9 protein-coding genes and 1 riboswitch are annotated in these 13,066 nt (G+C 41.0%); of the genes, 6 read left to right on the top strand and 3 right to left on the bottom strand.

Translation table 11 applies throughout. The annotated features are described in order from the left end of the window. Nucleotides 1–22: 22 nt before the first annotated feature. The 6 genes from MR041_RS06550 to MR041_RS06575 all read left to right on the top strand — a co-directional run bounded on the left by MR041_RS06550 (nucleotide 23) and on the right by MR041_RS06575 (nucleotide 8,024). Nucleotides 23–883 carry a metallophosphoesterase gene (locus tag MR041_RS06550; RefSeq protein ID WP_242092801.1) on the top strand — a complete coding sequence of 287 codons (861 nt, stop codon included), beginning with the start codon at nucleotides 23–25 and terminating at the stop codon, nucleotides 881–883. Between the two features lie 85 nt (nucleotides 884–968). Next, a riboswitch (SAM riboswitch) is annotated at nucleotides 969–1,090 on the top strand. A 53-nt stretch (nucleotides 1,091–1,143) separates the two neighbouring features. Further along, nucleotides 1,144–2,157, top strand: a complete 1,014-nt coding sequence (locus MR041_RS06555; protein WP_242092802.1) for a homocysteine S-methyltransferase family protein — start codon at nucleotides 1,144–1,146, stop codon at nucleotides 2,155–2,157. Nucleotides 2,158–2,304: 147 nt separating this feature from the next. Continuing rightward, nucleotides 2,305–4,980, top strand: a complete 2,676-nt coding sequence (gene metH, locus MR041_RS06560) for a methionine synthase (protein ID WP_242092803.1) — start codon at nucleotides 2,305–2,307, stop codon at nucleotides 4,978–4,980. A gap of 105 nt (nucleotides 4,981–5,085) precedes the next feature. Then, nucleotides 5,086–6,042: a methylenetetrahydrofolate reductase [NAD(P)H] gene (gene metF / locus MR041_RS06565; RefSeq protein ID WP_242092804.1), complete on the top strand. Its 957-nt coding sequence runs from the start codon at nucleotides 5,086–5,088 to the stop codon at nucleotides 6,040–6,042. 108 nt (nucleotides 6,043–6,150) lie between these two features. Continuing rightward, entirely contained in the window at nucleotides 6,151–7,248 is a 1,098-nt protein-coding gene (locus tag MR041_RS06570) for an acyloxyacyl hydrolase (protein ID WP_242092805.1), read from the top strand. An 11-nt stretch (nucleotides 7,249–7,259) separates the two neighbouring features. Then, nucleotides 7,260–8,024: a head GIN domain-containing protein gene (locus MR041_RS06575; protein WP_242092806.1), complete on the top strand. Its 765-nt coding sequence runs from the start codon at nucleotides 7,260–7,262 to the stop codon at nucleotides 8,022–8,024. A 337-nt stretch (nucleotides 8,025–8,361) separates the two neighbouring features. Here MR041_RS06575 and MR041_RS06580 read toward each other — a convergent pair whose 3' ends face one another. The 3 genes from MR041_RS06580 to gldA form a co-directional block, all read right to left on the bottom strand. Continuing rightward, a complete protein-coding gene (locus MR041_RS06580) occupies nucleotides 8,362–9,543 on the bottom strand; it encodes an acetate/propionate family kinase (protein WP_242092807.1) in 1,182 nt (393 codons plus the stop codon). A gap of 3 nt (nucleotides 9,544–9,546) precedes the next feature. Next, nucleotides 9,547–11,637, bottom strand: a complete 2,091-nt coding sequence (gene pta / locus MR041_RS06585; RefSeq protein WP_242092808.1) for a phosphate acetyltransferase — start codon at nucleotides 11,635–11,637, stop codon at nucleotides 9,547–9,549. 165 nt (nucleotides 11,638–11,802) lie between these two features. After that, a complete protein-coding gene (gldA, locus tag MR041_RS06590; protein ID WP_242092809.1) occupies nucleotides 11,803–12,699 on the bottom strand; it encodes a gliding motility-associated ABC transporter ATP-binding subunit GldA in 897 nt (298 codons plus the stop codon). Nucleotides 12,700–13,066 lie beyond the last annotated feature (367 nt).

Genomic DNA, 13,066 nt, shown 5'->3' on the forward strand with positions numbered 1-13,066 from the left:
TTTATGTCTCGTTCTCCTTTTTATGGCATGCAAGCCAGGTGAGAAGAAGTCTTCAGGGTATTTTGATGTCGGTATTATTGCCGATTGCCAATATTGCGATTGCGATGCCTCCGGCATTCGATATTACAGGACTGCTTCAGGAAGACTTCAGGAAGCGGTGAATGTTTTTAATTCTAAAGAATTGAAATATGTTGTTCATTTAGGTGATTTTATAGATCGGGAGTTTTCCAGTTACAATGCCGTTGTACCCATTTGGAATACCTTAAAGGCAGACAAAAAGCATGTTTTAGGGAACCACGATTTTAGTGTTGCAGATACTTTAAAACCCCAAGTACCTTCTAAATTAGGATTAACGAACAGATATTACAGCTTTAAAGTAAATTCCTGGCGCTTTATTGTCCTTGATGGAAATGATTTGAGTGCCCATGGGGCCATCTCAGCAGTAAAGAAAAAAGAAACAGATTCCCTCTTTAAGGTGTTACAAAGAGACAGCTTACCAAATTTAAAACCGTGGAATGGTGGTTTAAGCAGGGATCAGTTGGCCTGGGTTAAAGGTGAATTGGATGACGCCCTTCGAAACGATGAACGCGTTGGCTTTTATTGCCATTTTCCTGTAGCGCGGCCCTTAGAGATGCATAACCTATGGAATGATTCCCAGTTCTTAAATCTCATAGACGGGTATCCCAATGTTAAATTTTACTTCAATGGACACAATCATAATGGCGATTACACAGAGAAAAATGGGGTGCATTTCCTTACCTTCAAGGGCATGGTCGACACACCCGATACATCGGCTTTTTCCATCGCACGAATCACTGAAGACTCCATACTGATTAAAGGTTACGGAAGAGAGAGGTCCCGAAGATTAAAAATAAAGGAATAACAATTCAACATATAAAAGTTACATTTCTTTTAATGTTATTCTAAAAATAAAGTGTTAATTTAGCGCACTAGTTCATAAACGTAATATGTTATCAAGAAAGGCAGAGGGAATAGACCCAATGAAGCCTTGGCAACCCTTTTCCTTTTAACTCTTGGGATAAGAAGGTGCTACATTCTACTAACACCAATGGTGTTGGAAAGATAACGAAAAGTGTTTCCTAAACTTTTCTTGATGACATATCGATATAAAAAATATCAAACATGTCAAGTTTTATAGCGGCATTACAAGAACGTATTTTGGTGTTAGATGGTGCCATGGGTACCATGCTACAACAATATAAATTTACCGAAGAGGACTATAGGGGACAACGCTTCAAAGATTATCCCATAGCCCTAAAAGGGAATAACGATTTGCTCTCCATCACCCAGCCTGAAGCCATCAAGACCATTCATGCCAAATATTTTGAAGCTGGAGCCGATATTATTGAAACAAACACCTTTTCGGCCACTACCATAGCGATGGCCGATTATAAAATGGAAGATTTGGTCTACGAGTTGAATTATCAATCGGCCAAACTGGCCCGTGAGGTCGCCGAAGCCTATACGGCGAAAGAACCGCATAAACCACGATTTGTTGCCGGTTCCATGGGACCAACAAACCGCTCTGCGAATATGTCACCCGATGTGAACGATCCCGGTTACCGGGCTATTACCTTTGAGGAATTGCGAATAGCCTACAAAGCGCAGGCCGAAGCCTTAATAGATGGGGGTGTTGATGTCTTGTTGATAGAAACCGTTTTCGATACACTTAATGCCAAAGCCGCCCTATTTGCAATCGAACAGATAAAAGAAGAACGTCATCTCGATATCCCGATAATGCTGAGTGGTACCATTACCGATGCCAGTGGACGTACCTTGTCCGGTCAAACGGCCGAGGCTTTTTTGATATCAGTGTCGCATATTCCATTGTTATCTATAGGATTTAATTGTGCATTGGGTGCTAATTTATTGCAACCGCACTTGGAAGCCATTGCAGGTAAAACCGATTTTGCCGTATCGGCGCACCCTAATGCCGGTTTACCCAATGCCTTTGGCGCTTATGATGAAACACCTGAAGAAATGGGAGAACAGATAGAAGCCTATTTAAAAAAGGATTTAATCAATATCATTGGTGGATGTTGTGGGACAACACCTGAGCATATTAAAGTGATTGCCAATCTTGCAGCCAAATACAAACCGCGTAATTGTGCTGCATTAAGCGGAGTGGAAGGATGATAAAGATCGTAACTACGACACAGGACGCATTGAAATGAGAAAGAGAAGTACAACATATGAACAGGAACCTGGTTAAAAGTGAATATCATTTCGCATGAATGCACATCTAAAAGAGGTTGAATTGAAAAGCTGTTGTAAAGTCTTTAAATGAAAGCTACACAAAAAAAATACATGAAACTGTCTGGACTGGAGCCGCTGGTCCTGAATGAGAACAGCAATTTTATAAACATTGGTGAGCGTACCAATGTGGCCGGTTCTCGTAAGTTTTTGAGATTGATCAAGGAGGACAAGTTCGATGAGGCATTGGATATAGCGCGTCATCAGGTAGATGGAGGAGCGCAGATTATTGATGTTAACTTCGACGACGGACTTATAGATGGGAAAGCGGCTATGGTCAGGTTTTTAAACCTCCTTGCAGCAGAACCCGATATCTGCCGGGTACCCATTATGATAGACAGCTCCAAATGGGAGATTATTGAAGCCGGTTTGCAAGTCGTTCAAGGGAAATGTGTGGTAAACTCAATTTCGCTCAAGGAAGGCGAAGACACATTTATCTGGGAGGCCAGGCAAATAAAGCGCTATGGTGCCGCCGTAATCGTTATGGCTTTTGATGAGGTAGGACAGGCCGATAATTACGAGAGAAGGATAGAAATTGCCAAACGTTCGTACGATATTTTGGTGAATAAGGTCGGGTTTCCCTCTGAGGATATTATTTTCGATTTGAATGTTTTTCCGGTAGCTACGGGAATGGAAGAACATCGAAGGAATGCCCTTGATTTTATAGAAGCGACGAAATGGGTGCGCGAAAATTTACCCAACGTTAATGTGAGTGGAGGGGTGAGTAATGTATCGTTCTCGTTTAGAGGGAACAATGTGGTGCGCGAGGCCATGCACTCGGTTTTTTTGTACCATGCCATCCAGGCCGGTATGAACATGGGTATTGTTAACCCGGCCATGCTCGAAGTCTATGATGACATACCAAAAGATCTGTTAGAACATGTCGAAGATGTAATTTTGGATCGACGCGATGATGCCACGGAGCGCCTGCTTGAATTTGCGGAAACGGTAAAAGGGGTTTCCAAAGAAAAAACAGTGGATTTATCATGGCGTCAGGGATCCTTACAGGACCGCATTACGCATGGGTTGGTCAAAGGAATAGATGCCTTTATAATAGAAGATGTTGATGAAGCGCGATTACAGGCCAACAAGCCCATTGAGGTTATTGAAGGTCATCTTATGACGGGAATGGATGTTGTGGGGGACCTGTTTGGTTCAGGAAAAATGTTTTTGCCCCAGGTAGTAAAATCGGCGCGCGTTATGAAAAAGGCTGTAGCCTACCTGAATCCCTTTATCGAAGCGGAAAAATCTGAAGGGCAGGAGCCCATGGGTAAAATATTAATGGCCACGGTTAAGGGCGATGTGCACGATATTGGGAAAAACATTGTAAGTGTGGTTTTGGCCTGTAACAACTATGAGATTGTCGATTTAGGTGTTATGGTACCGCCTGAAAAAATCATTGAAACGGCTATCAAGGAGCGGGTCGATGCCATTGGGCTTTCAGGATTGATAACGCCATCGCTCGATGAGATGGTGTATCTGGCAAAGGAAATGCAACGCCAGAATTTCGAATTACCCTTGCTCATAGGTGGAGCGACGACTTCCAAAGCCCATACGGCTGTTAAGATTGACACGGAATACGAAAATGCGGTGGTACACGTGAATGATGCTTCACGAGCGGTAACCGTGGTAGGTGATCTGCTGAATAAGAAGACCGCGCATGACTATGTGGCTAAACTGAAAGCGGACTATGAAGATTTTAGAACAAAATTTTTAAGACGCGGTAAGGAAAAAACCTATATTTCATTGGATGAGGCGCGCGAAAAGAAATACCGTATAGCCTGGGAAACAGGAGCTATAGTAAAGCCCAGGGAATTGGGAGTTCAGGTATTGCTCCAATTGAGTTTGAAGGATTTGCTGCCCTATATCGATTGGAGTCCGTTTTTTAGAAGTTGGGATCTGCATGGTAGATTTCCGGATATTTTAAAGGATGATGTCGTGGGCGAGCAGGCCTCCCATCTGTTTGAAGATGCCCAGGTCATGATACAAAAGATGATCTCGAAGCAGTTGCTGAAGCCAAAAGCCGTATTCGGTTTGTTTGAGGCCAATACGATCAACGACGATGATATTTCAGTGAGGAAAAGAGGAAAGGAAGTGGCTGTATTCAGAACCCTGCGTCAACAATTGAAGAAAAGAGAAGGAATTCCTAATTTAGCGCTGGCCGATTTTATAGCACCAAAGGAAACAGGTAAAACCGATTATATTGGTGCGTTTTGTGTTGGTATTTTTGGGGCACAGGAAGTGGCAGAAGCTTACAAGGAAGATAATGACGACTACAATGCCATTATGGCTCAGGCCATAGCAGATCGGTTTGCAGAGGCTTTTGCCGAATATTTGCACAGGCAAATACGCACGAAGCATTGGGGCTATGCCAGTGATGAGGCATTGACAAACGATGATTTAATCAAAGAGCATTATAGGGGAATTCGCCCGGCTCCGGGTTATCCTGCCTGTCCCGACCATTTGGAAAAGGAAACGATTTGGGAATTGTTGGACGTCGAATCCGCCATCGGGGTGAAATTAACTGAAAGTCTGGCCATGTGGCCTGCCGCAGCTGTTTCAGGGTATTATTTTGCGCATCCGGAATCGAAGTATTTTGGATTGGGCAAGATTACTCAGGATCAGGTTGCGGATTACGCCCACCGTAAAGGAATTACTTTGGAAAAAGCTAGAAAATGGTTACATCCAAATATTGCTGATCAGTAGCAGTGAGGCTTTTCGCTTTCAATTTCAATCCTATGTAATTGGAAAGGAAACGCCATAAGAAATAAAAGAATAACGAATAGGAAGTCCGTCATAGGACCAAGCTAAATGAAAGTAACAGAACATATAAAAAGAGCACAGGGTAAAACCTTGTTTTCATTTGAGGTCATACCACCAAAAAAAGGTATGCATATCCAGGATTTGTATAACAATATTGATCCCTTAATGGAGTTTAAACCACCATTTATTGATGTGACCACATCGCGCGAGGAGTTTGTTTATATTGATAAGGGGAATGGCCTCCTGGAAAAGCGTATTACCAGAATGCGCCCGGGTACGGTAGGCATCTGCGCTTCCATAATGCACAAATACAAAGTGGATGCCATTCCGCATTTACTTTGCGGTGGATTTACCAAGGAAGAAACGGAATACGTTCTGGTAGATTGCCATTATTTGGGTATCGATAACGTTGTGGCCTTACGAGGCGATGCGAGAAAGGATGAACCGTATTTCGTACCTACGGAAGGCGGTAATGTCTATGCCAGTGATTTGGTAAAACAGATTGCAAATTTGAATAAAGGGCAGCATTTACACGATAGTGTGGAAGCCGATCACAATTATGATTTTTGTGTCGGTGTAGCGGGTTATCCCGAAAAGCACATGGAAGCACCGTCGATGGCCAGCGATTTAAAACGGTTGAAAGAAAAGGTCGATGCGGGTGCGGATTATGTGGTAACTCAAATGTTTTTTGATAATCAAAAGTATTTTGAATTTGTAGATAAAGCCCGGGAAATAGGGATTACCGTACCCATTATTCCAGGGATCAAACCCATTGCAGTAAAACGGCATTTGCAAATTTTACCACAGGTCTTTAAGATAGATTTACCTCAGGAACTTATTGAAGCGGTCGAAGCCTGTAAAGACAATAAGGCGGTAAGACAGGTAGGTATCGAGTTTGCCATACAGCAATCTAAGGAATTAAAAGATGCGGGTGTCCCATTTTTACACTACTATTCAATGGGTAAAAGTGATAACATTAAGGCCATAGCCTCAGCGTTATTCTAGTGTGGTAGCAACTAAGATTGTTGCCGTGATTCAGGTTTTACGGTTTATGCGATAAGTGAATTTGCAAATGAAATAAATCATGTACTTTTGCTGCATAACCCATTCTGCATGAGGCTACTGATTTTAAGTCTTTTTTGTGTCTTTTGGAGCGCCTGTATCGCGCAGGAAAAACAGCATACCTCTTATGTAGATCTGCATTATTTTAAAGGCAATATCGCCCTGCACAACAATGACATCCTTCACCTCATTCAAGGGCATCCCGAAGGGGTGATTTTAGGATGGAACAGAAAAACCTATGGCTTCAGTGCATGGGAACAACGTTATAACTACCCTGATTATGGCCTGTCTCTTGCCTATCAAAATCTGAAGAATAACGTACTTGGGAATGTCATCTCTGCCTATGCCCATTATAATTTTTATTTTTTTAAAAGAAAATTAATGTTTCGTATTGGTCAGGGCCTGGCTTACACGAATTATCCTTATGACAAGGTGGACAATTTCAGGAATAATGCTTTTGGAAGTCATGTAATGAGCAGTACCTACGCTTTGCTCAATTATAAAAAGGAACGGGTATTCCATAATTTTGGTTTCCAGGTTGGGGTGGCCCTATTACATTATTCCAATGCCAATGTAAAGGCGCCAAACACGAGTATAAATTCAGTAACCCTTAACCTGGGTGTCACATACCATTTAGACGAGGACGAACCGGAATATCAATATACACTCCCCGACGATGACAGAAGGTATACGCAACCTGTGAAGTATAACATAGTATTCAGGTCGGGGATTAATGAAAGTGATATTGTTGGCAGCGGACAATTTCCGTTTTACGTCATTTCGGCTTATGCCGATAAACGCATTAACCGAAAGAGTGCCCTGCAGTTAGGTACAGATGTATTTTTTTCCAATTTTTTAAAGGAGCTTATCTATTACAGGGCGGTAGCATTTCAGGAAGAAGATGTTTCCGGGGATGAGGATTTTAAGCGTGTCGGTATTTTTGCGGGACATGAATTATTTGTGAACAAGATATCCTTTGTCACCCAGTTGGGGTACTATCTTTATTATCCCTTTGATTTTGAGGGGAGGACCTATTTCAGAGTAGGTTTAAAACGTTATTTTAACAAGAGCTGGTTTGGTGCACTTAGCCTTAAATCGCATGGTGCCAAGGCAGAAGCGGTCGAGTTTGGAATCGGTATCAGGATCTAAATTAAAGCCTTATGGAACAAAGATCAACTATAATAAAATTGTTAGGTGTATTTTTATTTTTTCTTCTCATTGCCTGCAATAGTGAGAATGCCAACGATTGTCTTCAGAAGGCCGGACCCTTAGTTCGGGAGGAGATCACTGTTGATGCATTCGATAAGATATTGGTGAACAGGGATATAGAATTAATTGTTAAGGAAGGAGCCGAGCAACGTGTCGTTATTGAAACGGGAACTAATTTACGTGGTGATGTGGATGCCATGGTGTTTGATGGCCAATTAAGATTAACTGACCGAAATACCTGCAACTTTATAAGAGATTACGGTGTCACCAAGGTGTATATCACATCACCCAATATTACAGAAATAAGAAGTTCTACACAATACGATATCAGATCGGACGGTGTCTTGTCCTATCCGAGTTTAACACTGTTCTCTGAAGATTATAATGCGCCGGATACCTTTACGAATGCCGATTTTAAACTGCAAATAGATAATGGCACGCTGAGCTTGGTTTTTAATAATCTGTCCAATGCCTTTATTTCAGGAAGAACCAATAACCTAAGCGTGGTCTTTGCCGCTGGGACCTCGCGTTTTGAAGGACGGGACCTGGTGGCACAGAAAGTTACCTTTTGGAACCGCAGTGCCAATGACATGATCTTAAACCCCCAGGAGTCCTTAAAGGGTACCATTTCAGGCACCGGGAACGTAATTTCTGTTAACCAACCACCGGTAGTTGAGGTAGAGGAACTCTATAAGGGAAAATTAATTTTTGAATAAGATCTGCTTTTCCAGTTCGATATATTTAAGTTGTCGTTACTGTCAAGCGACCTTTTTTGTGAGCAAAAGAGACTGGTTCTTTAAGTTGTAAGCAGGAGGCGTTTGTAATCTGGTTATGCGTATCTCAATTTATAAGCATCAACCATCAAAATTGTCCTGTGAATTTTTGAAATTGTCCTGTGAATTTTCAAAATTCACAGGACAATTTTGTTATAACCTGCTTGCAAAATGGTGAAGACCTAAGCAGGGCTTAAATACATTGTGACCGGGAAAAAAAAATGAAGTAGTCAAATTTGCTTCACTTCGTTCCACAAATTCTCTCAAAGGGACGATTGAGTTACTGATATAAGGCCATAGCCTGTTTTGCAATTTCTAATTCCTCATTGGTGGGAATGACCAGAATTTTGGCGCTGGAAGTATCTGTGTTAATTTCTCTGATATGTTTTGACCTCTTTTCGTTTCTAATCTCGTCTAAGGCAATACCTAAATAATCCAAATCCTCACAGACCATTTGTCTCATTAAAGAAGAGTTTTCACCAATACCTGCCGTGAACACAAGTGCATCTAAACCATTTAAAATAGCGACATAACTTCCAATGTATTTTTTAATGCGATAGGCATTCATTTCCAGGGCCAGTTGACAAGCCTTGTTACCATTTTGAGCTTGGGTTTCAATATCTCTTAAATCGCTGTAGCCCGTTAACCCGAGCATACCACTTTTTTTCTGCAGCAGATCACTGATTTCAGATAAACTCAAATGTAATTTGTTGGCCAGATAAAAAATAATGGAGGCGTCTATATCTCCCGAACGTGTTCCCATGATCAGTCCCGTATTGGGTGAGAACCCTAAAGAGTGATCAATGCTTTTGCCCTCTTTAACGGCGGTTATACTACACCCATTTCCCAGGTGAATGGTAATGATTTTGGAATGGGCCTTGTCCAGATATCTTATTGCTTGCTCGGAAACGTACTTATGACTTGTTCCATGAAAACCATACTTACGTATATTATAGTCCTCCGAATAGCGCTTAGGAATGGCATATCTATAGGCGTACTCCGGAATGGTTTGATGAAATGCGGTATCGAAAACAGCCACCTGCCTTGCTTCGGGGAATATGGACTCTGCAACTTCGATACCTTCTAAATTAGCCGGATTATGCAGAGGCGCCAAAGACGACAAAGCTTTGATTTTGGCTTTAACGGCGGTGGTGATTTCGGTGGTATCACTGAAATGTTTTCCCCCATGAACTACACGATGACCAACAATGTCAATGGCATTTGCAGATGCTATTAACCCGGAGGCATCCAGAAGATGATGTGCCACTAATTCCAATCCTGATTTGTGATCCGGAATGGATTGAACGGTTTCTATGGTTTCTTTTCTGGTTTTAAAGATGAATTTAGCATCTTCAAAGCCTATACGCTCTACCATGCCTGAACACATAATATTAGCATCCGGCATTTCAAAGAGTTGAAATTTTAAGGACGAACTTCCTGAATTAAGTACGAGCACCTTCATGTCTTAAAAGTCTTGAGCTTGAATGGCAGTAATAATCACCGTACTGTAAATATCATCCGAAGTGCACCCGCGACTAAGGTCATTGACCGGTTTGTTAAGACCTTGCAACATAGGGCCTATGGCCAGAGCTCCGGTTTCTCTTTGTACTGCTTTATAGGTATTATTACCGGTATTTAAATCCGGAAATATTAAAACACTGGCCTGACCTGCAACCTCCGATTCCGGCAACTTACTTTTCCCGATACGCATGTCGACGGCTGCATCATACTGAATGGGGCCTTCAATCTTAAGGTCCGGCATTTTGGCTTTGGCTATCTCAGTTGCCGTCCGCACCTTATCGACATCGGCACCTTTTCCTGAAACTCCCGATGAATAGGATAACATGGCCACTTTGGGTTCAATACCGAAATCCTGCGCAGTAATAGCGGATGAAATGGCAATTTCTGCGAGTTGCTCTGCATTCGGATTCGGGTTAATGGCGCAGTCGCCAAAGATGCTTACGCGATCTTCCAGACACATAAAAAAAACGGATGAAACAATATTTACGCCAGGTTTGGTCTTAATAAATTGTAGGGCCGGGCGCAGGGTGTGTTGGGTTGTGTGTACCGCACCGGAAACCATGCCATCGGCATGTCCTTTGTATATCATCATAGTGCCAAAATAAGATACGTCCTCCATCATATCTCTCGCCATTTGCATATTGACGTTTTTATGCTTTCTCAGTTCGTACAGCGTCCGTGCATAATCTTCGAAATGAGGCGAGGTGGAAGGAGAAACAATATGTATCTTGGAGAGATCCAAAGGTATATCCAGTTTATCAATTTGTTCTCTGATTTCATCAGCCTCACCTATTAACGTAATCTCTACAACCTGGGCATCCACTAAACGTGCTGTGGCTCGAAGTACACGCTCATCATAGCCTTCGGGCAAGACAATGTGCTTTTTGTCCTTAAGCGCACGTTGCAAGAGGGTATATTGAAACATTCTTGGTGTGAATATGTCAGATTGAAAGGTGATCAAATCGTTAGCCAACTTTTCGGTGTCCACATATTTTTCAAAAGTGGCTATAGAGGTTTGAATTTTATCCAGATTATCCGCGTAAATTTTTGATTTTATCTTCCCAATTTCATTGGTTATGGCAAAGGTGCCGCCCTTTACTGAAATAATCGGCACAATGCTGGAAAGTCCTTCAATGAGTTTTAAGATAGGAGGCTCCGGAATTAATCCTCCGGTTAAAATGATCCCGGATATTTTAGGATAGTTTTTAGAGATGTTGGCTTGTAAAGCGCCTAATATTAAATCGGCACGATCCCCAGGTGTAATGACCAAACCATTCTCTTCGAGATGGGTGAGATAGTTGCGTAACTGCATGGCACCAACGCTAAAACTCTCAGATTGATTGTTAATTAATTCTTTTCCGAATAAGATCGTTCCCTCCAGTTTTTTTACAATTTCCTTGATCGTCGGATTTTCTAAACTCTTTACTTTGGGAATAACAGAGATATCGTTGATATCGGAAATACGTTCCCTCAATTGGTTTTTTAATTCGGTTTGCAATGAGGCATCAATTTTGTTCGTCATTATGGATAGCACATCAACATCTTCCTTGTAGGTGTTAAAGGCTAATTGTACGCTATCTACAATGTCTTCCGGGCTTTTATTGTCGCCATGTGAAACGATAATAACGGGTAAGCCCAGATTTTTGGAGATGATAATATTGATGTCCAGTTCGAGACTGGAATTTTCATGCGAAAAATCGGTGCCTTCCACAAGAACAAAATCATAACGGTTTTCAAGCTTTTTGTATTTCTTGATGATTTCATCAATGACATGCCCTGATTTGTCCTGATTGTATAAGTTCAGTGCCTCACTTCTGGTGAAGGCATAGGTTTTATTATATTCGATATCCATATCAAAATAAGACACTACCGTATTGATATGATTATCGGGTTCACCGTTGATACTGTCTTCAATAATTGGTCGAAAATAACCCACTTTGGCCGTTTTCCCCAAAAGCATGCGCATTAAACCCAAGACAACAACAGATTTGCCACTGTTTGGTTCGATGGTCGCTACATAAATTCCTTTACTCATAATAATGTGTATTCAAGAATGATTTACCGTTCTTTTATGTAAATCAGCTATGCAATTTCTATACAGTGCAAAATTAAGGTCTTATAGTAAAAGCGAAGATGATAATTGTCATGCATTTTTTTCAAATAAATAAACCGTGTTACGGTTTGGCTTGTTCTCCAACGATCAATTTACAGTCAAATCTCTGAACAATCGCTCCAGGCTGGCATTTTTCTGATTTAATTGAAGAATTTTTAATTGGTTGTCATGTGCAAAATCGAAAACATGTGAACGCATATCTTCCGATGTTTTAAAGGTGATTTCGTAAACAAAACCGCGCGTATTGTTTACATGATCTGCCTTTGGGATCTGTAATAGAAAGGCGTCCTCGACCCGGTAATCGAATTCTACAATTACCGTTTGTTTCTTTTCGGTCTGAAGGTCACTTAATGTTCTGTCGGCAACAATTTCTCCTTTGTTTATAATGATTACCCGCTCGCACATCGCTTCAACCTCCTGCATAATGTGAGTTGATAAAAATACCGTTTTGGTTTTTCCTATTTCCGTAATGAGATGCCTTATATCGACCAGTTGATTGGGGTCCAGGCCGGTTGTAGGTTCATCCAGAATAAGGACATCGGGATCGTGTAATAGGGCATTGGCCAATCCAACTCTTTGGCGATACCCTTTGGACAATTCACCAATTTTTTTTTGTGATTCCGGTAGTAACCCTGTACGTTCAATAACCTCATCAATACGCTGTCTTCCTATGTTAAAAATAGAAGCACTGAAATTCAAATATTCTTTAACGTATAAATCCAGATATAATGGATTGTGCTCGGGCAGATAACCAACACTGTTCTGAACCATTTTAGTATCGGTGGTGACATCAAACCCGTTAACTTTTATCTGTCCTTCGTCAGCGGAAATATAAGTTGTTAAAATTTTCATCATAGTGGATTTCCCAGCGCCATTAGGCCCTAAAAAACCAACAATTTCAGGTTTATTCACCTTAAAGGAAACATTATTCAGAGCCCTTTGAGAGCCATAAAATTTCGAGACACCAATAACCTCTATTGACATAGGAACGATATTTATTCAAAAGTACATGAATTTTTTTACTTAAAAATTCAGAATGATAAAAGAGACGCCTCTTAGAGGTATGGTGACACGGACAGATCTGAACAGGATAATAGAGAGAATTTAGTTTTCAAAGGCGAAAGATAACGATTGTATAAGATAAGCTATGGTTTGGTGTAAAATTGATAAAATTTGATAAAAATTATAAAAAAAAGGATTTTAAGTGTTTTTATATTTTAAAATATTAGTTACTTTAGCCACCTAATAATGACTATGACAGCGTATTATACATATTTTAACAACTGGTTTTATTTCTTTTTTAGATAAAGAAACGGGGCGTTGTATGTATAATTTATAAGATAAATTGAAT

The sequence above is a fragment of the Aestuariivivens sediminicola genome, assembly GCF_022662015.1.
GTDB classification, from domain to species: domain Bacteria; phylum Bacteroidota; class Bacteroidia; order Flavobacteriales; family Flavobacteriaceae; genus Aestuariivivens; species Aestuariivivens sediminicola.

Coding starts and splice junctions, on each gene's coding strand:
- MR041_RS06550 (WP_242092801.1), top strand. CDS start 23: ATGGCATGCAAGCCAGGTGAGAAGAAGTCTTCAGGGTATTTTGATGTC.
- MR041_RS06555 (WP_242092802.1), top strand. CDS start 1,144: ATGTCAAGTTTTATAGCGGCATTACAAGAACGTATTTTGGTGTTAGAT.
- metH (WP_242092803.1), top strand. CDS start 2,305: ATGAAAGCTACACAAAAAAAATACATGAAACTGTCTGGACTGGAGCCG.
- metF (WP_242092804.1), top strand. CDS start 5,086: ATGAAAGTAACAGAACATATAAAAAGAGCACAGGGTAAAACCTTGTTT.
- MR041_RS06570 (WP_242092805.1), top strand. CDS start 6,151: ATGAGGCTACTGATTTTAAGTCTTTTTTGTGTCTTTTGGAGCGCCTGT.
- MR041_RS06575 (WP_242092806.1), top strand. CDS start 7,260: ATGGAACAAAGATCAACTATAATAAAATTGTTAGGTGTATTTTTATTT.
- MR041_RS06580 (WP_242092807.1), bottom strand. CDS start 9,543: ATGAAGGTGCTCGTACTTAATTCAGGAAGTTCGTCCTTAAAATTTCAA.
- pta (WP_242092808.1), bottom strand. CDS start 11,637: ATGAGTAAAGGAATTTATGTAGCGACCATCGAACCAAACAGTGGCAAA.
- gldA (WP_242092809.1), bottom strand. CDS start 12,699: ATGTCAATAGAGGTTATTGGTGTCTCGAAATTTTATGGCTCTCAAAGG.